The organism is Nitrosomonas sp. Nm84, assembly GCF_003201565.1.
In the GTDB taxonomy this organism is placed as follows: domain Bacteria; phylum Pseudomonadota; class Gammaproteobacteria; order Burkholderiales; family Nitrosomonadaceae; genus Nitrosomonas.
In genome coordinates this window covers 41,234-62,142 of record NZ_QJJP01000021.1, presented here as the reverse complement: position 1 = coordinate 62,142, position 20,909 = coordinate 41,234, and the positions used below count along the sequence as shown (strand labels likewise).

The following is a 20,909-nucleotide window of genomic DNA, read 5'->3' as shown; positions in this document are numbered from 1 at the left end:
TATTAACAGTATTGCTGGAGCAGTTATACCAGTCTTCACCAAGCTATAAGCTAGGTTAGTATCAATGCCGGTACACCACTGTCGAAAGACAGCCGGTGTGCCGGCTTTTTTATCAGTAAGAGAAAAAGTAAATGAGGGCACCACAGAGAATGCGGACAATAGAGTTAGCAAAATTAGAGGCGCTCACTCAAAGGAGGATTTGTCGTGGTTAGGCAAATAACACAGACAGGGATTTCTGTTTTTGTTCTTATAATGGCACTTTACACCAATACAGCCGGAGCACACGGCAAGGTAGCGATGGAAGAAGATAGCTGCATGCGTCGGATCGGCGAGAACATGATCCATCTCAGCACCTATCAACCGCAAGTGGCTGAAGACGGTCATTATTGTACGGACATACCGAAGGCAGGTAATGCCATACTCGTTATAGACTTAGTAGATCCTGCATTGCGTGATATGCCGATCGGAATAAAGGTAATCAAAGGTAGCAAAGCAGACGAAGGAGAGACCATTGCTCATATCAGGTCTGCGGTATATCAGGATGGTGTCATCAATACACAAAGTGCGTTCGATCAAGGGAAATATCTCGTGCTAGTTACAGCGGAAGGTGTTCCGCCACTTAATTATGAATACCATTTACGAGTAGAAATGATCAATTACGCACAAGTATTTAGAGCATCGATAGGACCGGTAGTCGGCCTATTGCTGACGACAATACTTGGGTATAAACTGATCAGGTCAAGGCGCTTCAGAGAATGGATGGCCTCGCGCGGCTCAAAGAAGAACTGAATGGCAAGATGACATCCAGAAAGGGCAATCATCATAAACTAACAATTTAAGACAGGAAATCCTAATAATGTCAGCAAGATTAACAGAGATAAAACAAGTAGTATTGACAGTATTATTAGCAGCAAGTGTGATATTTACATCGCAAGTACAGGCACATGGTGGCTTGGCTTTAGCGGATGACATGTGTGTATTGACAGTGGGACCATACCGGATGCACTTTACCGGCTATCAACCGCTATCGCAAGAAGAAGAATTCTGTGAAGACATACCGGAAATTGGCAAGACAGTGATAGCGCTGGATTATATTCAAGAAGAGCTGCGTCCATTGAAGACAGAAGTAAGGATTATTCGTGACACCGGATCAGAAGAGAACTTGGATGCGATCACGGTATATCATTTGCCGCCTAAGGTATATCCGTCGGCCTCGATCAGTGTAGATCACACTTTCCCGGAGAAGGGTAAGTTTGTTGGATTGGTGACGGTAACGGGGGGGGCGCAAGATTATGTATCGCGCTTTCCGTTCTCAGTAGGAGAAGGGCGTCCGACTCCTAAGGTAGCCATCATTGCTCCTGTCGTGCTGGTGATTTCGGCTGGTGCTTTCTTCTTGATGCGCCGCAAAAATAAAAATAATCCGTCCGCAGTTTAAAATAACTATTACAAGAAAAGAATTACAGTTACAGTTATTGTTTTGATTTAAGGCACAGCGAACAATCTTTCGTTGTGCCTGTTTTATTTCTTTTGATGCTTGTTGGCAATTTTGATAAAACGAATCTCATCCCATTTCTGCCAATATTAACCTAGGGTCTGTTGTTGGTATTTCGCATGGGTAGCCACAGATATCTACATGCATAGCTCTATTACCATACTCTCAATATTTCTCTTCAGTTTGTCGTGTCGTGTGTATCCCTCCAACCCCACCACCTACCCACACTCCTTCATTAGTGCTTCAATATCCTCCGGTACGAATGGCAGCAATTCATCGATTCGCCAGCACCGCCAAGGAGTGGTGCAGATCGATCACCTGGTCTGGGCGAGCATGAAAAAAATCATCAGTTGGCATTTAAGTTTCCCCTAATTCCCTCAGGTTTCGATGGAAAAGTATAAATTCCCAGGGATTTCAGCGTTTGCTAATTCGCATGTATTCGAATATTTATTCGGCTTGCAAGTGTTTTGCAAGACCGACTAGTGAGGTGGTTGACATCAAAATCTGGGAAACTCATGGAGGAGATGCAATATACTGATTCAAAATATGATTGTTCTGTTTCCTACTTTGTTTGCCTTGCTTCCTGCCATGCGAAGGTTTCTCTCAGTATTCTACCGGTAGTGGATCCAAGCTTCGCCATAGATACCAAGTGGCTACTGAACGCCAAGGCTGCCAAGACTTGGCCAATTCGATCATTATTCTTTTATCTACAGGCTGATTGTTATAATAGTGCCGACTAATTGCGCGTTGTAATCCGATATCATCCACGGGTAATATATCCGGACGCTGCATGTGAAAAATCAGAAACATTTCTGCTGTCCATCGACCAATTCCCTTGACTTGTATCAACTGAGTGATTAAAGCTTCATCATCCATTTCGGCCCAGATTGTTTTATTCAACGTTCCTCGCATGAAGTATTTAGATAGATCCTGGAGATAAGTTATTTTTCTTGCGGATAATCCACATGTTCGCAGTAAATCGTGGTCTGCCGAAAAAATAGTATGCGGTGTTATATAAGGAATTACGCTGATTATTTTTTGCCAGACGCTTTCGGCGGCTTTGACGGAAATCTGTTGTCCGACAATTGAGCGCGCCAGAGTGGTGAAAGCACAACCTCGTGATGTAAGTGTAGCGCCATCAAAAGATTGAATTAAATGGCGCATGATCTTGTCGCATGCAGCCAGCTCCTGTATCGCCTGTTGCCAGTAAGGGGGTGTCATGTTTTTGTTGAATTGAGATTGTTAAATGCAATGAGTGTGCAATTTTTGAGGCTGATAAACAAGCTTATTCAGAAAAGACATCGGAGAAATTAACAATTTACATTTGGTTTTTATTCTATCTATCTTATTTATTAGGGTATTTTATTGTCTGTTAAATCGTGATTGGCATTGCCATTAAGTCTTTGTCATATAACTATAAATCTCCATATTTTTTCTTGACTATCACGTTTTTTTTGATTAAAGTGGGAAGTAGTGGGGAAATGTGGGAGAATTTAGTGAATCTCAATTTTCCGTAATATGGAGAGACAGCATGTTTCGTGGCGTCACGCAACTCAGTCTGGATGCAAAAGGTAGGCTTGCGATGCCAGCAAGATACCGCGGTGGGCTGATGTCTTTTTGCGAAGGGCGTTTGATTGTTACCGCTGATCCTTCAAAGTGTTTGTTAATTTATCCTCAGCCAGCCTGGGAACCGATAGAACAAAAACTCAATAATCTCTCTAGTTTTGATCCGAGAACTCGTAGCTTGCAGCGATTGCTGGTGGGTAACGCCAGTGATGTTGAGATGGATGCTGCTGGTCGTATCTTGGTGTCACTGCCATTGCGTCAATTTGCCGGTTTGTCCAAAGAAGTAGTATTGGTTGGTCAGGGTGCGAAATTTGAATTGTGGGATGAGGAGCAGTGGAATCTACAGATTGAGAATGCGCTGGCTTTCAAGGATGGTGGTATGCCGCCCGAGCTGGATGGTTTTTCGCTGTGATAGCGTAATAAAAAGAGCAGATGCACATTTCGGTGTTGCTGCATGAAGCGGTTGATGCATTGGCGATAAAACCAAGTGGCATTTATGTGGATGGAACGTTTGGGCGTGGTGGGCATAGCCGTCTGATTCTGTCGCAGCTTGGTGAGGATGGTCGATTAGTCGCTTTTGATAAAGATCCTGTTGCAGTTTTGTCAGGTGAAGCGATTGAAGATGAGCGATTTCGCATTCAGCATGGTGGTTTTTCCAGAATGCAACAAATGTTGCAAGAGATGGGGGTTGCAAAAATTGATGGTGTATTGTTGGATTTGGGTGTGTCTTCACCGCAATTGGAGGAGGTTTCGCGTGGATTCAGTTTTCGTTCTGCAGGACCACTCGATATGCGCATGGATACAAGCAGTGGGCGGACTGCGGCAGAGTGGCTTGCCACGGTTACAGAAGACCAATTGGGAGAGGTGATAAAAGAATATGGCGAAGAACGGTATGCTCGGCAGATTGCAAGAGCGATTATTGTGGCAAGAACGCGGCAGCCTATTGTTACCACACTACAACTTGCCGAAATTGTCGCAACGGTTGTGCGCCAGCGGCAGCGGGAAAATATGCGGCATCCGGCGACGCGGACTTTTCAGGCGATACGGATTTATCTCAATCAGGAGCTTGAGGAGTTGTCGTTAGTTTTGCCGCAGTGTGTTGCATTGTTAAATCCGGGCGGGAGATTGGTGGTGATCAGTTTTCATTCATTGGAGGATCGAATGGTTAAGCAATTTATGCGTGCTGCAGCCAATACGGACGAATTGCCACGTGGCGTACCATTACGGGAAAAGGATTTGCAACGGTTCAGTAAGCAGAAATTAAAGTTAATTGGAAGAGCGATACAACCAGGTGAGAATGAAGTGGTTAAAAACGCAAGGGCGAGGAGTGCTGTCATGCGTGTGGCTGAAAGAATCACTTTGAATGGGTAATCTGAATGTTCAAATTGAACATTTTCTTCATGTTTGTGTTGATCGCATGTGCATTGGGTGTTGTGACCTCGCAGCATACGGCTCGTAAGCTTTTTATGGCGCTGGAGAATGAAAAAGAGATAGAACAAAAACTGGATGTGGAGTGGGGTAGGCTACAACTGGAACAAAGCACATTAATTATGCATGGACGTATTGAGCGTATTGCCAGGGAGCACTTAAATATGATGGTACCTGCTGCTTCGAGTATACAGATTGTATCGATAGGTGCGGCGGATGATCGATCAGGTGCAAGGATCTTGAGCCATGATTAGAAATGATAAGCCGCAGATTAAACTGTCGTCATGGCGTTCACACTTGTTGTTTGGTCTGCTGGTTTTGGGGTTAACGGGCTTGACTGGGCGTGCGGTCTATTTACAAGGAATGCATCATGATTTTTTGCAGGAAAAAGGGGAATCGCGTTATAGCCGAATTGTAGCGATGAATGCGGATCGGGGCATGATTGCCGATCGCAATGGACAGATACTGGCGATCAGTTCGCCGATTGCATCTGTATATGTCGATCCGAAAGTGGTCAAAATAACACCTGAGCAACTGAAGCAGCTGTCCACTTTACTTGAAGCAAATGGTAAGGATATCGATGAACGCATTAACAGGAAAAACAGCCGGTTTGTTTACTTAAAACGACAAGTAGTGCCGGATATCGCCGAGAAAATAGTGCAGCTGAAGATCCCGGGGATATATTTGACGCATGAATCCAAGCGCTACTATCCGGAAGGTGAGTTTGCGGCGCATGTATTGGGTTTTACAGATATTAACGATGAAGGTCAGGAAGGTGTCGAGCGGGGTTGGCAGCAAACACTTGCCGGTGAGTTGGGGAGCCGTCGTGTTATCAAAGATAATAAAGGGCGAATCATTGAGGATATTGAAAATATCCGTCTACCTAAACAAGGACAGGATTTGATTCTGTCGATCGATAGAAGAATACAGTATCGTGCACATGCGGAGTTAAAAGAAGCGGTAAAGCTCAATAAAGCCAAAGCAGGAAGTATCGTTGTTTTGGACGCGCAAACGGGAGAGATACTGGCATTGACTAATTTGCCGGTTTATAACCCGAATAATAGATCGACCATCAGCAACGAAAAAATTCGTAATCGCGCACTGATTGATACGTTTGAACCCGGATCCACTCTGAAGCCATTTACGGTAGCGATCGCCATGGAAGTGGGTAAGGTAAATTCCAACACGGTGATGCAAACATCGCCGGGAATGCTGCAAGTAGGGAGAAGAACCATACGTGACGTCAATAACAAAGGTGAATTGACGGTTGCTCAAGTAATTCAACAATCCAGCAACGTTGGCACGGCAAAAATAGCCTTGTCACTTCCTCCGCAGGCGATGTGGGAGATGTTTAACCGTTCTGGGTTTGGGATACTTACCAATTCCGGTTTTCCAGGGGAAGCGAGCGGAGTATTGCGATCCTACAATACATGGCGTCCAATTGAACAGGCGACCATGTCTTATGGTCATGGCATTTCGACGAGTTTGATGCAATTGGCGCGCGCCTATACGATTTTTACCAGCGGCGGTGAATTAAAGCCCATATCGCTGCTGAAGCAGAATATGCCCGTCAGGGGACAACGTGTGATTTCTCGCGACACTGCATTGGCCATGAATTATATGCTAGAAATGGCGACTAAGCCCGGTGGAACAGCGCCATTAGCACAAATCAATGGTTATCGTGTTGCCGGTAAAACTGGAACAGCGCATAAATTAATTGATGGTCAGTACGCCAAAAAACACTACATTTCAACGTTTGTCGGTTATGCACCGGCGTCAAATCCGCGCCTGATTATCGCGGTCATGATTGATGAACCGTCCGCAGGGAAATATTTCGGAGGTGCCGTAGCTGCACCTGTTTTTAGCAAAGTAATGGGCAGTGCTTTACACATCATGAATATTCCGCCGGATGCACCGGCTAATAATGTGGTCACCTTTACTGCGGCACCGGAAATGGATGACGAGGGATGAATTTGATGGCTGTGAAAAGAAAAACATTAAAATTATTTGATCACCATGTGCTGGATGATATTGGCGTGCCTATTAAAAATCTGGTGATCGATAGTCGGCAGATTAAGTCTGGTGATACCTTTCTGGCCTACGCCGGAGAAAAAGACGACGGGCGTAGGTTCATTCCGCAAGCCATAGCGGCTGGCGCCAATGCGGTCTTGTGGGATCCGCAAAACTTTTCATGGAATCCTGAATGGCATGTTCCTGCGCTGCCTATCAATGAATTGAAGGCTAACGCAGGTTCGATTGCCAATTATGTATATGGCAATCCATCGCAAAGACTGTGGCTGGTTGGCGTAACCGGAACCAACGGTAAAACATCCTGCTGTCATTGGTATGCGCAAGCTATGACAAGCTTGGATAAGAAAACCGCGATTCTGGGAACGCTGGGGAACGGTTTCAGCGGCGCGCTTGAAGCGGCGACGAATACGACACCGGATGCAACGGTATTGCAACGTTCATTGGCAAAATTTAAACAGCAAGGCGCTGACAGTGTGGTGATGGAAGTTTCGTCGCATGGCGTGGCGCAAGGGCGCATTAACGGGACGACATTTTCAGTTGCCATGCTGACGAATTTATCACGCGATCATTTGGACTATCACCAGGATATGGATGCCTACGCAGCCGCCAAGGCGCGTTTATTTTCCTGGCCGGAATTGAAGTATGCGGTGATTAACATGGATGATGTACTGGGCGTTGAGTTATCCCGGCAGCTTGCCAATAAAACCACAAAAATAATCGGCTATGGATTCAGGTATCCGGAGTTGGGTTGTTATTCAAAGCATTTTAGAATGGTATATGGTGCAAACCTTAAATCCGATATCGAAGGTATTGAATTTGATATCGAATATGAAGGTTGCCATGGCCATTTAAAAATTAATCTGCTGGGTAAATTCAATGCATCCAACCTGCTTGCGGTAGCAGCAGCCATGTTGGCAAGCGGCATTAAGCTGCCGGATGCGATCCGAGCACTGCAAAATGTGCGGCCTATCCCAGGGCGCATGGAAAAATATGTAGCAGTCGATCAACCCATAGTCATTGTAGATTATGCACATACTCCGGATGCACTGGAGAAAGCACTGTGCACATTACGCGAGGTTTTACGTGCAACTCATCAAAATAAAGCAGTAAGTTTGCAAAGCCCACGTTTGCATTGTGTTTTAGGTTGTGGTGGGGATCGCGATACTGGGAAGCGCGCGATGGTCGGTGAAGTCGCCACGCGTCTGGCAGATGCGGTGATTTTTACCAGCGACAACCCGCGCACCGAAGATCCTCTCAGTATTATCAAAGATATTGCTATGGGTGCGGGTATCAATAATTATCAGATAGAAATCGATCGAGCATTGGCGATTTATCAGGCAATCGCCAATGCTCAGCCGCGTGATATCGTGCTGATCGCAGGCAAGGGGCATGAAAAATTTCAGGAAATACAGGGACAGAAAATTCCATTTAATGATGCTGAAGTCGTGCAGCAAGTGCTGAAGGATTTGGCCGCGAAAGTACGAGTGCAAACATGATGATGGCCCAAGAAGCCGCTCAGGTACTACATGCCGAATGGAACGGAAAAGACGCGTTATTTACCGGCGTGAGTACAGATAGTCGTACTTTGAGGCAAGGTAGCTTATTTATTGCTTTGACGGGTGAAAATTTTGACGGCAGCAGATTTGTCGGCAGCGCTGTTGAAAAAGGCGCAGTTGCAATCATGATTAACCAGGTGGCTGATAACCATGATCTTCCAGTCAACATTCCGTTGCTTCGGGTCAACGATACGCGATTAGGTCTGGGACAATTAGCAGCGTACTGGCGAAGTCGGTTCATACTGCCGATCGTTGGAGTTACCGGCAGTAACGGCAAGACCACGGTCAAGGAAATGATTGCTGCGATACTGCGCCAGGTAGCCGTCCATGATGCATTCAAGGAAAACGGTGTATTCGATCAAGTGTTGGCGACCGAAGGTAATCTTAATAATGATATTGGCGTACCACAGATGTTGTTGCGGTTGCGTCAGCATCATCGCTATGCAGTGATTGAAATGGGCATGAATCATATTGGCGAGATTTCCTATCTGACCCAACTGGCAAAACCAACGGTTGCGCTCATTACCAATGCAGGCGCGGCGCACATTGAGGGACTGGGTTCGGTTGAAGCTGTGGCGCGTGCCAAGGCGGAGGTTTTTGAGGGGATGGACCAGCAAGGTGTCGCGGTTATTAATGCGGATGATGCCTATGCGCCCTTGTGGCGGGAATGCGCAGGCTCACGGCAAATCATGGATTTTGGTTTGCGTGAACGTGCTCGGATAAATGCGAAGTACCAGATGCATTCACTGATGAGCAGAATTCAATTGAAATTGCCGGATGGTATTACAGAAGTGAAGCTGCAAGTGCCCGGTGTGCATAATATCTACAACGCATTGGCCGCTGCGGCGGCCGCCGCAGCATTAGGCATTAAGAAAGAGTTAATCGCGACCGGATTGGAGAATTTTCAGGGCGTACAAGGGCGTATGCAAAAGAAATCCGGTTTACATCATGCGCGATTAATCGACGACACATATAACGCAAATCCTGAATCGGTGCGGGCTGCGCTGGCTGTTTTGGCCGCCACTGAAGGAAAAAGAATACTGGTATTGGGTGATATGGGTGAGCTGGGTACCGCAGCCATTGATTTACATCGCACGATTGGTAGAGATGCGCGCAAAGCAGGGCTCGATCAATTACTGACTTTAGGTGAACTCAGCGCTTATGCAGCGGAAGAATTTGGCAAAGGTGCACAGCATTTTAATACGCTTGATGAGTTACTCAATGTGGCAGAGCACTTACTGGCAGATGACGTCACGTTGTTGATCAAGGGGTCGCGTTTTATGCAAATGGAGCGAGTGGTCAGGCAACTAGAGGCTTGACGCTTAGATAAAGAATAAATGCTAAATAATAGGTTACAACAATTGGAGTTTTTATGCTGTTAGCATTTTTTCAATGGCTGGCTCAGGATATTCGTGCCTTCAATGTATTTAGTTATATTACATTGCGTGCCATGCTGGCTGTTCTGACGGCGCTTGTTATTTCTTTTGTTATTGGCCCTATGATGATACGAAAATTGACTGCCTACAAAATTGGGCAATCAGTGCGTGATGATGGGCCGCAGACACATCTTGTGAAAGCCGGAACACCTACCATGGGCGGCGCTTTGATATTGATGTCCATGGTATTGACGACTGTGCTGTGGGCTGACTTAAGTAACCGGTACATTTGGGTTGTGCTATTGACGACACTGGGTTTTGGGGTGATCGGGTGGATTGATGATTATCGGAAAGTGGTGCATCGCAATCCTAAAGGACTTTCTGCAAGCGTTAAATTCTTCTGGCAGTCAATGATCGCAATGATCGTCGCGATTTATCTGGCTTTGACTGCTGAATTGCCGGCACAGACAGACATGATCGTGCCCTTCTTCAAGGAGGTAGCCATCCCACTGGGGGTGATCGGTTTTGTCGTGTTGACGTATTTTGTCATTGTGGGTACCAGTAATGCGGTGAATCTCACCGATGGATTAGACGGGCTGGCGATTATGCCGACTGTCATGATCAGCAGTGCGCTGGCTGTTTTCGCCTATGTCACCGGGCACGTTGTGTTTGCAAAGTATCTGGGGATTCCTTATATCCCTAATACCGGAGAATTATCGGTGTTTTGTGGTGCTCTGGCTGGGGCTGGATTGGCATTTTTATGGTTTAACGCCTATCCCGCAGAAGTATTCATGGGTGATGTGGGTGCGCTGGCTTTGGGTGCTGCTTTGGGGATCGTGACTGTGATTGTGCGGCAGGAGATTGTACTGGTGATTATGGGCGGGGTGTTTGTGGTTGAAGCGTTATCCGTCATGTTGCAGGTGGCATCATTCAAATTGCTGGGTAAGCGTATTTTTCGCATGGCGCCATTGCATCATCATTATGAATTGAAAGGTTGGAAGGAAAATCAGGTAGTAGTCAGATTCTGGATTATTACGCTCATTCTGGTATTGCTTGGACTATCAACATTAAAACTAAGATGAATTTGCAAGGTAAAATAGTATTGGTGCTGGGTATGGGTGAAACAGGCTTGTCCATGGTGAAATGGCTATCGCGTCAAGGTGCGCAAGTACGTGTTGCGGATAGCCGTATCGAGCCGCCAGGTTGGAAAGAGATCGTGGCAGCTTTTCCTTTAGTACAAGTTTACAAAGGCAAGTTTGAGATCGGGATTTTTGACGGCATCGATATGATCGCGATGAGTCCGGGTGTTCCTTTGGCGGATCCTTGTGTGCAGCAAGCCGTTCAGCGCGGCGTGCCGGTTGTTGGCGATATGGTGCTTTTTATCTGGGCGCTTGAGCAGAGTAATCTGCCTAAGCCGAAGATTGTGGCCATCACCGGATCCAATGGGAAAACAACGGTTACTGCCATGGTGGGCGCCATGTTGAAGACAGCAGGCTGGAATGTGGAGGTGGCAGGCAACATCGGTCCAGCTGTTCTGACTGCACTGATGCAGCGTATGGACGCGGGTAATTGGCCACAAGCCTGGGTTCTTGAGACATCCAGCTTTCAATTGGAAACGACGCATAATTTGAATGCAGATGTGGCTACTGTACTGAATGTAAGTGAAGACCATCTGGATCGTTATGCCGGTATGCAAGATTACACTGTGGCGAAAGCAAGGGTCTTTTTGCATGAAAAGAATGCGGGCATCCAAGTTTTGAATCGGGATGATCCGGTTGTTGGTGCGATGGCGTTGACGGATAGAAAGCAGATTACGTTTGGGTTGGATGAGCCGCCCACGCAAGCGGATTTCGGCATCATGCAGGATGAAGATGATCTATGGCTGGTTGAGGGTGATATGCAATTGCTCAAAACCTCCGAATTGGTTGTGAATGGTTTGCATAATGCCGCCAATGCGCTGGCGGCATTGGCGATGTGTCGTGCATTGGGCGTGCCTGTTAATCCACTGGTATCAGCTTTGCGGGAATTTCGGGGTTTGCCGCACAGGATGGAGAAAGTTGCGGCGTTTAATGACGTCACTTTCTATGATGATTCCAAAAGCACCAATGTAGGTTCGACCGTGGCGGCACTCAATGGCCTAAAGCAGAACGTTATTTTAATAGCGGGTGGTGATGGTAAGGGACAGAACTTCTCCCATCTGCAACAAGCTGTGGCAAATAATGCGCGTGCCGTGGTGTTAATTGGTCGCGATGCGGGAATCATCGCGCATGAGCTGCAGGATTGTGGCGTGCCTTTGTATTTCGCAACTACGATGGAAGAGGCAATGCAGAAAAGCTTTTTATTGGCACAGGGGGGAGATGCAGTCTTGTTGTCGCCTGCTTGTGCCAGTTTCGATATGTTTAGAAATTACATACACCGCGCAGAAGTATTTGTGGCGGCCGTCAAGGATATTGAGAATAAATTCTTTAATTTTGGACAGAAAAAGCATTAATCGATGATTTATCAACCCAGCAATCAGAAGCCAAGAATTATGACTGATTTTGATCAGGCATTGGTGTGGTCGGCTTTGTTGTTGCTGAGCATGGGATTGGTCATGATTTATTCTGCTTCCATTGCGATTGCAGAAGCGCAATTTGGTGCTGATCGTGCCTATCACTATTTATTGCGGCACAGTATTTATTTGGCGGTAGGACTGATATTGGGGTTCATTGCTTTTCAGGTGCCCATGCAGGTATGGCAAAAATATGTCAGTTACTTGTTCATGGTGAGCGCTTTATTACTGGTGCTTGTCCTTGTTCCCGGTATCGGCCATGAAGTGAATGGCAGCCAACGCTGGATTTCACTGTATGTGGTGAATTTGCAGCCATCTGAATTCATGAAGTTTGTGATGGTGTTGTATGCCGCTGATTACGTGAACCGTAAGGCAGCGGATTTGAGCTATCTGTTGAAAGGATTTCTGCCAATCACCACAGTGCTAGCCGTCGTGGGATTTCTATTATTGCTGGAGCCGGATTTCGGGGCTTTCTTTGTGGTGACAGCGCTGGCCATGTCGATCTTATTTCTCGGTGGTGTTAGTCTAAAAATATTTATCGGATTAATCATTATTCTTGCTGCCGGTTTGTACGGCTTGATTTTGAGTTCTCCTTATCGATTGGACCGCGTGGTGGCATTCATGGATCCCTGGGCGGATCCTTACGGCAAGGGATACCAGTTGAGCCATGCGCTGATCGCATTCGGTCGGGGCGAATGGTTGGGCGTCGGTTTGGGAGGTAGTGTCGAGAAATTATTTTATTTACCCGAAGCGCATACAGACTTCTTACTTTCGGTGCTAGCTGAAGAACTGGGTTTTGTCGGTGTTGCGGCGGTAATCGTTTTGTTTACGTGGTTGATTAAGCGTGCTTTTGTTATTGGTCGCCTGGCCGCGAAGCTGGAATCGCCATTCTCTGCACTGGTGGCGCAAGGTATCGGGGTTTGGATTGGTTTGCAAGCACTGATCAATATGGGCGTCAATATGGGGGTTTTGCCTACCAAAGGATTAACGCTTCCCTTGTTGAGTTTTGGCGGCAGCAGCATTACGGCGAATTGTATTGCTTTAGCGGTGCTGCTACGTATTGATTGGGAAAATCGTCAACGTTTGCGAGGACTTCCAGTATGAGACCGCGTACCATTCTGATTATGGCAGGCGGCACCGGGGGACATGTGTTTCCAGGATTGGCGGTGGCTGATTATCTCCGGGTATTGGGTTGGCGTATTGTATGGTTGGGCACTCAGACGGGTATGGAAATGAAGCTGGTTCCACAATATGGCTATGAAACTGAAGTCATCAGTTTTTCCGGGTTAAGAGGTAAGCGATTGACTACCTGGTTTATGTTGCCGCTGCGGTTAATCAAAGCATTTATGCAGAGTATCAGCATTTTGCACCGTGTAAAACCTGATGTGGTGTTGGGCATGGGAGGGTACCCCGCTTTTCCGGGCGGTATGATGGCATCCTTGTTAAATAAGCCATTGATCATTCATGAACAGAACGCATTGCCAGGATTAACCAACAAGATTCTGGCGAGATTGGCAGATAAAATCATGTTGGGCTTTCCGGACGCAATTCATGCCGACAAAGCAAAAACAGTCTGTTCGGGTAATCCGGTGCGCCTGGAGATTACGCAGATGAAGACACCGCAGCAGCGTTTTCTGGGACGCGACGGGAAACTGAAGTTGTTGGTTGTCGGCGGCAGCCTTGGGGCACAAATTTTAAATACTATTGTGCCGCAAGCGTTAAAATTGATACCCAACGATCTTCGTCCATCAATCGTTCATCAAGCAGGCATAACGCATTTGGAAGCTGTGAAGAAAATGTATGCAGAGCTGCAGTTGGAAGGCGAAGTGCTGGCATTTATCGATGATATGGCAGAACGCTATGGCGCTTGTGACGTGGTGGTGTGCCGTGCCGGTGCGTTGACGATTGCTGAACTGAGTGCCGCAGGGGTTGCCAGCATATTGGTGCCCTATCCTCATGCAGTTGATGATCACCAAACCAGTAACGCCAGGTTTCTTTCCAACCATGGTGCGGCTGTGCTGGTGCCGCAGCATGAATTGACCGCGCCAAAGCTGGCGGAGCTGTTGACGAATCTGACACGGGAAAAATTGCTCACGATGGCAATGACTGCGCGCAATTTGGCAAAACCGGAAGCGACCCGGGTGGTGGCTGAAGCTTGTATTGAACTCAGTGGAGCGCGGCATGAAGCATAAAGTCAAACACATTCATTTTGTCGGTATTGGTGGTGCAGGGATGAGTGGTATTGCTGAAGTTTTTGTCAACCTGGGTTATCAGGTCAGTGGTTCCGATTTGATGGATAGTCCGGTCATTCAACGCTTGAGCAATCTGGGTGTGACAGTATATGTAGGTCACGAAAGCCAGCAGATAACGGGCGCAGACGCGGTGGTTACTTCTACCGCGGTCAAGCCTGATAATCCTGAAGTCATTGCAGCAAAGCACAAAAATATCCCCGTTGTTCCACGTGCTTTGATGTTGGCTGAGTTGCTCAGATTACGTAGCGGCATAGCGATAGCGGGCACGCATGGAAAAACCACCACGACCAGTTTGATAGCCAGTATACTTGCGGCGGCAGATATGGACCCGACGTTTGTCATCGGTGGAAAATTAGAAGCGGCAGGCTGCCACGCTAAACTCGGTAGCGGTGAATTCATTGTTGTTGAAGCCGACGAATCGGATGCCTCGTTCTTGTATTTGCAGCCGGTACTGACTGTAGTGACCAATATTGACGCTGACCATATGGAAACGTATGGCCATGATTTCAACCGACTAAAGCAGACATTTGTGGAATTTGTTCAGCACTTGCCTTTTTATGGCATGGCGGTTTTGTGCATGGATGATCCGAATGTGTGCGAAGTGATGCCACAGATTACCAAGCCGATTACTACGTATGGGTTATCCGAGGATGCACAAGTTCGTGCCATCGACATTCGGCATCATAACAATCAAATGAAATTTACCGCAGTAGTGGGCGTGAATGGTTCTGCGCGCAAACTGGATATCACGCTTAATTTACCCGGATTACACAATATACAAAATGCATTGGCGGCGATTACGGTTGCCAATGAGATCGGTGTACCGGATGCAGCGATTGTTAAGGCACTGTCGGAATTTAAAGGTGTGGAAAGGCGTTTTCAGCAATACGGTGAGATTAGAATATCCGCTCAGAAGAGTTTTACGCTGATTGATGATTATGGTCATCATCCGGTTGAAATGGAAGCGACCATAAAAGCCGCCCGTGGCGCTTTTCCTGGCAGGCGCTTGGTGCTGGCATTTCAACCGCATCGCTATACGCGCACCAGAGATGTATTTGAAGATTTCATTAAAGTGCTATCCCAAGTGGATGTACTGTTGTTAACGGAAGTGTATTCGGCAGGCGAGGATCCCATTATTGCAGCGGATAGTAAGTCATTGGCACGCTCAATTCGAGTGCAGGGAAAAGTGGAGCCAATTTATGTTGAAGCTGTGAGCGATTTATCGGTTGCCATATTGGATGTTGTGCAAGATGGTGATGTGGTTCTGGTGATGGGTGCAGGCTCTATTGCCAAGGTGGCTCCGGATATTGCGCAAATGAGAAACAAACTGATTGTAGTGAATGGCTATGAACACTGAGCATCAATGCGAGATGATCGATTTGTCACACAGCACAGGACTCAATATGGCAGTAGCCGGTCAATTGACAGGTAAAATGGCTATGCATGAAATGCGTGGAGAAATGCGTGTCAATGAGCCCATGAGCAAGCATACTTCGTGGCGTGCCGGAGGCTATGCCGAGCGCTATTACATACCGGCAGATCTGGCTGATTTTGCATGTTTCTTACAGCGTTTGCCGGCGGATGAGCCGGTGCATGTGATCGGATTGGGCAGCAATCTGCTGATTAGAGATGGTGGCTTGCGCGGCACTGTAGTGGCAATTCATGCGCAACTCAATGATTTGCGATGGCTGGAACAGAATGACTTGGGTGGATTGATTTATGCAGGTGCCGGTGTGGCTTGTGCAAAAGTTGCACGATTCGCGGCTAAGCGTGATTTGGCGGGTGCAGAATTTTTGGCAGGTATACCAGGTACGGTGGGCGGAGCGCTCGCAATGAATGCCGGATGCTTTGGATCGGAAACCTGGAAAATCGTCGAGCGTGTGCAGGTTGTTAATCACGGCGGTGATGTATTGGTACGCCAGCCTGAAGAGTACAAGATTGGTTATCGTAGTGTGAAACTGCAACCGATATCAATCAACATAGCCGAATCTGAGTGGTTTGCCGGCGGATATTTTAGATTGTTACGTGGCAATCAAGCGGAATCCCGGCAAAAAATCAAGCAATTACTGGCGCGACGTATTGATAGTCAGCCGCTCCATCAACCGAACGCAGGCTCGGTATTTCGCAATCCGCCCGGAGATTATGCAGCGCGTTTGATCGAGGCCTGCAGTTTGAAGGGGTGTTGTATTGGTGGCGCCATGGTTTCACCTAAACATGCCAACTTTATCGTCAATACAGGCGATGCCAGTGCGACTGATATTGAAGCATTGATCCTGCTGGTACAAGACCGCGTTATGAAAGAAACAGGGATTGAGTTAATCCAGGAAGTGCGGATTATCGGTGACGCCGGGAGGTGCTCATCGTGATTGCGCACAACTTCGGTAAAGTTGCAGTGTTGCTGGGCGGCCGTTCTGCGGAGCGCGAGGTGTCATTGCAGAGTGGGCAGGCAGTGTTGGGCGCACTGCGCAGCAGCGGTGTCGACGCGCATCCATTTGATCCGGCAGAACAAGCATTGGAAGAGCTGTTGTATCAAGGCTTCAATAGGGCCTTTATCGCATTGCATGGACGTTTTGGTGAAGATGGTACGATCCAGGGTGCGCTTGAATTGATGGGGTTGCCCTATACCGGTAGTGGTGTGATGGCCAGTGCGTTGGCCATGGATAAATGGCGTACCAAATTGGTATGGCAGGCGGCCGGTATTCAGTCTCCGCGTTACGCGCTACTGCAGGCTGACAGTAACTTTGAAGAAATCGTTGCAACGCTGGGTCTGCCATTGATCATTAAACCGGCACGTGAGGGTTCCACGATCGGTTTAAGTAAAGTGCGTCATCAGCAGGATTTGGTAGCAGCGTATCAATTGGCGGCGCAGCATGATGCTTTGGTGCTTGCTGAAGAATTTATTGCTGGCAAGGAACTGACAGTGGCTGTTCTGGGAGAAACGCCACTGCCAATAGTAAGAATTGAAATAGCTGGTGAGCTTTATGATTATGAAGCCAAGTATTTCTCGAGCGATACGAGTTATTTCTGTCCAAGCGGTTTGCCGCATGAACAGGAATCGGCAATCCAGGCTCAGGCATTGCAAGCCTATAAAGTGCTGGGGTGTGAGGGTTGGGGCAGGATTGATCTGATACTCGACCAGGAAGGACAGTTCTATTTTCTTGAAGCCAACACTTCTCCTGGTATGACAAGTCATAGTCTGGTGCCTATGGCGGCAAAAACGGCAGGAATTTCATTTGAAGATTTGGTAATAAAAATACTGGCGTTATCTCATGTGGAATAACTATCAGGCGCTCAATTTGCTATCCAGGATATTGTTTACTTTAGTAGCAATAATGGTCTTGTATGCAGTCGGTTTGCAGCTGATCAGGCCGCCGTTTTTCCCCATTAAAGAGATTAATATTCACATTGTGGATGGTGCAAAAAGAGATGCCAAGGAGTTGTTGAATATTACGCGCGAGCAGATTGAGCAGCTGACAAAACATGACATCAAAGGAAATTTTATTTCAGTGAATCTCACCGAAGTGCGTGAAGCTTTTGTAAAATTGCCTTGGGTGCGTGATGTAAGAGTAAAGCGGGAATGGCCTCATGGTTTGAATATAACGCTGGAAGAACACCAGGCACTGGCCTATTGGGGGAGTCATGCATTAGTCAACACGTATGGCGAAGTATTTCGTGTCACAGTGGATAGGGATTTGCCGGTGTTTACCGGGCCCAAGGAGGAAAGCGCACCGGAAGTTGCGCAGCGATATCGCCGCTTCAGCAAGATATTGGCGCCGCTACAGCAATCTATTGTGGAAATCAATCTGACGCCGCGCTATGCCTGGCGCATTCAGTTGAATATAGGGACAGTACTGGAGTTGGGGCGTGATGAGACGGAAGAAAGACTGGTTCGTTATGTTTCAGTCTATAACCACAGTATCGCGCGATTCAACCAGGAAGGGCCGTTGGCGTATGTCGATCTGCGCTATCCCAATGGCTTTGCTATCCGAGTGCCCGAAGTGATACAGCATGTACCGCGTAAATCCGGTTCGAAGAGAGAAACGTGAGACCAGGGAGAGAGATAACTCGATGAACAAAGCTAGGGAAAATAGAAACCTGATTGTTGGCCTCGATATTGGCACATCAAAAATTGTTGCTGTCGTTGCAGAAGTCATTCCGGATGGAAGTTTCGAAGTGATTGGCTTGGGCAGTCACCCTTCGCGTGGATTGAAGAAAGGCGTGGTGGCTAATATCGAAACCACAGTGAATGCCATTCAGCGAGCGTTGGAAGAAGCGGAATTAATGGCGGATTGTAAGATTCATGAGGTTTATACAGGAATCGCCGGTAGCCATATCAAAGGCTTCAATTCAGACGGTATGGTTCCCATCAAAGATAAAGAAGTCACAGAAAAAGATGTGGAACGGGTGATGGAAGCGGCAAAAGCGGTGAACATACCGGCGGATCAGCAAATCCTGCATATCCTGAATCAGGAATTCATCATCGACGGACAGGAAGATGTGCGCGAACCGGTAGGGATGAGCGGCATACGTTTGGAAGTAAAAGTACATATTGTGACCGGTGCGGTTTCTGCGGCACAGAATATTATGAAGTGCGTGCATCGCTGTGGTCTTGAAGTGCGGGATTTGATACTGCAACCGTTGGCATCCGCGATGGCCGTATTATCCGACGATGAAAAAGACCTGGGTGTTTGCCTGGTGGATATCGGCGGCGGCACGACGGATATCGCAGTGTTTACCAATGGCGCAATCCGGCACACAGCAGTCATTCCGATTGCCGGCGATCAAGTTACCAATGATATTGCAATGGCATTGCGTACCCCGACCAAGAGTGCTGAAGATATCAAATGCCGTTATGGCTGTGCTTTGAGGAGTCTGGCGGATACCCAGGAAATGGTGGAAGTTCCTGATGTGGGTAATCGCGGTTCGCGTCAACTTTCCAGGCAAACATTGGCGGAAGTGATCGAGCCGCGGGTAGAAGAGCTTTACTGTATGGTGCAAGCCGAGCTGCGTCGCAGTGGATTTGAAGAATTACTCTCATCCGGCATAGTCATTACAGGTGGCTCTGCTTCATTACGGGGTATGGTGGAATTGGGTGAAGAAATTTTTCATATGCCGGTGCGATTAGGTTTGCCTAATTACCATGGCAATTTAAAGGAAGTGATTCATACACCGCGGTATTCTACGGGTATTGGCTTGATTATTGCCGGTATCGAGCAAATGCAACATCAGCAAGGTTCAAAATTGCAAGGCGGTTCCGCCAAGCAGATTCTTTCTAGAATGAAAGGGTGGTTCCAAAGAAATTTTTAATGAGAAATTTTCAGGGTGTGTTAGCTGTCAGGTGGCTTTAATTTCAATGTACTAAAGGAGAAACATTATGTTCGAAATCATGAATAACGAAACTCAAGAAGCAGTCATCAAAGTTGTCGGTGTGGGTGGCTGTGGAAGCAATGCGGTGGATCATATGATCCAGAATGGCATGCAAGGCGTTGAGTTCATCAGTATGAATACTGATGCGCAGGCATTGAAAGGTAATAGAGCGCCGACGATATTGCAATTGGGCACAGGAATTACCAAAGGACTGGGTGCAGGGGCAAATCCTGAGATTGGCCGTGAAGCCGCGCTTGAAGATCGTGATCGTATCGCAGAGATGATTCAAGGTGCGGATATGCTGTTTATCACTGCGGGCATGGGGGGTGGAACGGGAACGGGTGCAGCACCGGTGGTCGCACAGGTTGCCAAAGAAATGGGTATTTTGACTGTGGCGGTTGTCAGTAAGCCGTTTGCATTCGAAGGCAAGCGTCTGGTTGCCGCGAAAGCAGGCATGGAAGCACTGTCACAGCATGTTGATTCATTGATTGTGATCCCTAACGATAAACTCATGATGGTGTTAGGTAATGACATTTCCATGCTGGATGCATTCAAAGCCGCTAATGATGTGCTCTATGGCGCAGTCGCCGGTATTGCCGAAGTGATTAATTGCCCGGGCTTGGTCAACGTTGACTTTGCCGACGTGAAAACCGTGATGTCGGAAATGGGTATGGCGATGATGGGTTCAGCCATCGCAGCTGGTGTCGATCGCGCTCGCGTTGCGGCAGAACGTGCAGTTTCAAGTCCGTTGTTAGAGGATATTTCCTTGTCGGGCGCACGCGGCATTCTGGTCAACATCACTGCCAGCTCATCATTAAAAATGCGCGAAGTGCATGAAGTGATGAATGCCATTAAAAATCTAACAGCCGAAGATGCAACCATCATTGTGGGTACTGTCATTGATGAGAATATGACCGAAGACTTACGTGTGACCATGGTGGCTACTGGGTTGGGTAGCGTTGCAAGTCAGAGCCAGAGCACACCTCTGACGATGATTCATAGCCGTACTGGAACAGATGATCGGGATTCAATCTATGCAGCGGAAGAGCCGGCAGTCATGCGTACAGGCAGAAGAAGCAATGCTACAGTGGCAGCAATGCGTCAATCAGGTGTTGATCCAATGGATATACCGGCTTTCTTGAGAAGACAAGCGGATTAGTCTGAATTATTGGGAAATAAATGCTTTGCTGCCCTGTTGGTGATCTGGCAGGGTGGTTTTGCAAGTAATTGAATTTGAATGGACGAAATAATGACTGGAGTTGCTTTGCCCAGGAATGTTGGGCTTGTACA

The 20,909-nt window shown here is 47.3% G+C and carries 19 protein-coding genes; 18 read left to right on the top strand and 1 reads right to left on the bottom strand.

The genetic code is table 11. The annotated features are described in order from the left end of the window. The first annotated feature begins 204 nt into the window (after positions 1-204). A complete protein-coding gene (locus C8R34_RS11235) occupies positions 205-789 on the top strand; it encodes a hypothetical protein (protein ID WP_110340749.1) in 585 nt (194 codons plus the stop codon). A 67-nt stretch (positions 790-856) separates the two neighbouring features. Next, entirely contained in the window at positions 857-1,435 is a 579-nt protein-coding gene (locus C8R34_RS11230; RefSeq protein ID WP_110340748.1) for a hypothetical protein, read from the top strand. Between the two features lie 660 nt (positions 1,436-2,095). Here C8R34_RS11230 and C8R34_RS11225 read toward each other — a convergent pair. Then, complete coding sequence (locus C8R34_RS11225) at positions 2,096-2,713, bottom strand: DNA-3-methyladenine glycosylase (RefSeq protein ID WP_110340746.1); 618 nt, start codon at positions 2,711-2,713, stop codon at positions 2,096-2,098. Between the two features lie 310 nt (positions 2,714-3,023). On the opposite strand from C8R34_RS11225, the gene mraZ reads away from it, so the two are divergent. The 16 genes from mraZ (at position 3,024) to ftsZ (ending at position 20,778) form a co-directional block, all read left to right on the top strand. Continuing rightward, entirely contained in the window at positions 3,024-3,470 is a 447-nt protein-coding gene (gene mraZ / locus C8R34_RS11220; RefSeq protein ID WP_110340744.1) for a division/cell wall cluster transcriptional repressor MraZ, read from the top strand. A gap of 20 nt (positions 3,471-3,490) precedes the next feature. Further along, complete coding sequence (rsmH, locus tag C8R34_RS11215; RefSeq protein WP_110340742.1) at positions 3,491-4,429, top strand: 16S rRNA (cytosine(1402)-N(4))-methyltransferase RsmH; 939 nt, start codon at positions 3,491-3,493, stop codon at positions 4,427-4,429. Positions 4,430-4,434: 5 nt separating this feature from the next. After that, positions 4,435-4,740, top strand: coding sequence for a cell division protein FtsL (gene ftsL / locus C8R34_RS11210; protein WP_110340740.1), 306 nt, complete (start codon positions 4,435-4,437; stop codon positions 4,738-4,740). Then, positions 4,733-6,457 carry a penicillin-binding protein 2 gene (locus C8R34_RS11205; RefSeq protein ID WP_110340738.1) on the top strand — a complete coding sequence of 575 codons (1,725 nt, stop codon included), beginning with the start codon at positions 4,733-4,735 and terminating at the stop codon, positions 6,455-6,457. The genes ftsL and C8R34_RS11205 overlap by 8 nt, the downstream gene beginning before the upstream one ends. 5 nt (positions 6,458-6,462) lie before the next feature. Beyond that, entirely contained in the window at positions 6,463-8,013 is a 1,551-nt protein-coding gene (locus C8R34_RS11200; protein WP_110340757.1) for a UDP-N-acetylmuramoyl-L-alanyl-D-glutamate--2,6-diaminopimelate ligase, read from the top strand. Next, positions 8,010-9,392 carry a UDP-N-acetylmuramoyl-tripeptide--D-alanyl-D-alanine ligase gene (gene murF / locus C8R34_RS11195; RefSeq protein ID WP_110340736.1) on the top strand — a complete coding sequence of 461 codons (1,383 nt, stop codon included), beginning with the start codon at positions 8,010-8,012 and terminating at the stop codon, positions 9,390-9,392. The genes C8R34_RS11200 and murF overlap by 4 nt, the downstream gene beginning before the upstream one ends. Before the next feature lie 53 nt (positions 9,393-9,445). Further along, a complete protein-coding gene (gene mraY / locus C8R34_RS11190; RefSeq protein ID WP_110340734.1) occupies positions 9,446-10,531 on the top strand; it encodes a phospho-N-acetylmuramoyl-pentapeptide-transferase in 1,086 nt (361 codons plus the stop codon). Continuing rightward, entirely contained in the window at positions 10,528-11,940 is a 1,413-nt protein-coding gene (gene murD / locus C8R34_RS11185; protein WP_110340732.1) for a UDP-N-acetylmuramoyl-L-alanine--D-glutamate ligase, read from the top strand. The genes mraY and murD overlap by 4 nt, the downstream gene beginning before the upstream one ends. A 3-nt stretch (positions 11,941-11,943) precedes the next feature. Beyond that, on the top strand, positions 11,944-13,104 hold the full coding sequence (ftsW, locus tag C8R34_RS11180) for a putative lipid II flippase FtsW (protein ID WP_110340730.1): 1,161 nt from the start codon (positions 11,944-11,946) through the stop codon (positions 13,102-13,104). Continuing rightward, the gene (gene murG / locus C8R34_RS11175) at positions 13,101-14,192 is read left to right on the top strand and encodes an undecaprenyldiphospho-muramoylpentapeptide beta-N-acetylglucosaminyltransferase (RefSeq protein WP_110340728.1); all 1,092 of its coding nucleotides are present in this window, start codon (positions 13,101-13,103) and stop codon (positions 14,190-14,192) included. The genes ftsW and murG overlap by 4 nt, the downstream gene beginning before the upstream one ends. After that, positions 14,182-15,609, top strand: a complete 1,428-nt coding sequence (murC, locus tag C8R34_RS11170) for a UDP-N-acetylmuramate--L-alanine ligase (RefSeq protein WP_110340726.1) — start codon at positions 14,182-14,184, stop codon at positions 15,607-15,609. Before murG ends, murC begins: the two co-directional genes overlap by 11 nt. Before the next feature lie 46 nt (positions 15,610-15,655). Then, the gene (gene murB, locus C8R34_RS11165; RefSeq protein WP_258364473.1) at positions 15,656-16,618 is read left to right on the top strand and encodes a UDP-N-acetylmuramate dehydrogenase; all 963 of its coding nucleotides are present in this window, start codon (positions 15,656-15,658) and stop codon (positions 16,616-16,618) included. Continuing rightward, on the top strand, positions 16,615-17,532 hold the full coding sequence (locus C8R34_RS11160) for a D-alanine--D-alanine ligase (RefSeq protein WP_110340722.1): 918 nt from the start codon (positions 16,615-16,617) through the stop codon (positions 17,530-17,532). Before murB ends, C8R34_RS11160 begins: the two co-directional genes overlap by 4 nt. Continuing rightward, positions 17,522-18,298 carry a cell division protein FtsQ/DivIB gene (locus C8R34_RS11155; RefSeq protein WP_110340720.1) on the top strand — a complete coding sequence of 259 codons (777 nt, stop codon included), beginning with the start codon at positions 17,522-17,524 and terminating at the stop codon, positions 18,296-18,298. Before C8R34_RS11160 ends, C8R34_RS11155 begins: the two co-directional genes overlap by 11 nt. A 22-nt stretch (positions 18,299-18,320) precedes the next feature. Continuing rightward, complete coding sequence (gene ftsA / locus C8R34_RS11150) at positions 18,321-19,559, top strand: cell division protein FtsA (protein ID WP_110340718.1); 1,239 nt, start codon at positions 18,321-18,323, stop codon at positions 19,557-19,559. A gap of 67 nt (positions 19,560-19,626) precedes the next feature. Next, the gene (gene ftsZ, locus C8R34_RS11145) at positions 19,627-20,778 is read left to right on the top strand and encodes a cell division protein FtsZ (RefSeq protein WP_110340716.1); all 1,152 of its coding nucleotides are present in this window, start codon (positions 19,627-19,629) and stop codon (positions 20,776-20,778) included. The last annotated feature ends 131 nt before the right edge of the window (positions 20,779-20,909 follow it).

Coding starts and splice junctions, on each gene's coding strand:
- C8R34_RS11230 (WP_110340748.1), top strand. CDS start 857: ATGTCAGCAAGATTAACAGAGATAAAACAAGTAGTATTGACAGTATTA.
- C8R34_RS11225 (WP_110340746.1), bottom strand. CDS start 2,713: ATGACACCCCCTTACTGGCAACAGGCGATACAGGAGCTGGCTGCATGC.
- mraZ (WP_110340744.1), top strand. CDS start 3,024: ATGTTTCGTGGCGTCACGCAACTCAGTCTGGATGCAAAAGGTAGGCTT.
- rsmH (WP_110340742.1), top strand. CDS start 3,491: ATGCACATTTCGGTGTTGCTGCATGAAGCGGTTGATGCATTGGCGATA.
- ftsL (WP_110340740.1), top strand. CDS start 4,435: ATGTTCAAATTGAACATTTTCTTCATGTTTGTGTTGATCGCATGTGCA.
- C8R34_RS11205 (WP_110340738.1), top strand. CDS start 4,733: ATGATTAGAAATGATAAGCCGCAGATTAAACTGTCGTCATGGCGTTCA.
- C8R34_RS11200 (WP_110340757.1), top strand. CDS start 6,463: ATGGCTGTGAAAAGAAAAACATTAAAATTATTTGATCACCATGTGCTG.
- murF (WP_110340736.1), top strand. CDS start 8,010: ATGATGATGGCCCAAGAAGCCGCTCAGGTACTACATGCCGAATGGAAC.
- mraY (WP_110340734.1), top strand. CDS start 9,446: ATGCTGTTAGCATTTTTTCAATGGCTGGCTCAGGATATTCGTGCCTTC.
- murD (WP_110340732.1), top strand. CDS start 10,528: ATGAATTTGCAAGGTAAAATAGTATTGGTGCTGGGTATGGGTGAAACA.
- ftsW (WP_110340730.1), top strand. CDS start 11,944: ATGATTTATCAACCCAGCAATCAGAAGCCAAGAATTATGACTGATTTT.
- murG (WP_110340728.1), top strand. CDS start 13,101: ATGAGACCGCGTACCATTCTGATTATGGCAGGCGGCACCGGGGGACAT.
- murC (WP_110340726.1), top strand. CDS start 14,182: ATGAAGCATAAAGTCAAACACATTCATTTTGTCGGTATTGGTGGTGCA.
- murB (WP_258364473.1), top strand. CDS start 15,656: ATGGCAGTAGCCGGTCAATTGACAGGTAAAATGGCTATGCATGAAATG.
- C8R34_RS11155 (WP_110340720.1), top strand. CDS start 17,522: ATGTGGAATAACTATCAGGCGCTCAATTTGCTATCCAGGATATTGTTT.
- ftsA (WP_110340718.1), top strand. CDS start 18,321: ATGAACAAAGCTAGGGAAAATAGAAACCTGATTGTTGGCCTCGATATT.
- ftsZ (WP_110340716.1), top strand. CDS start 19,627: ATGTTCGAAATCATGAATAACGAAACTCAAGAAGCAGTCATCAAAGTT.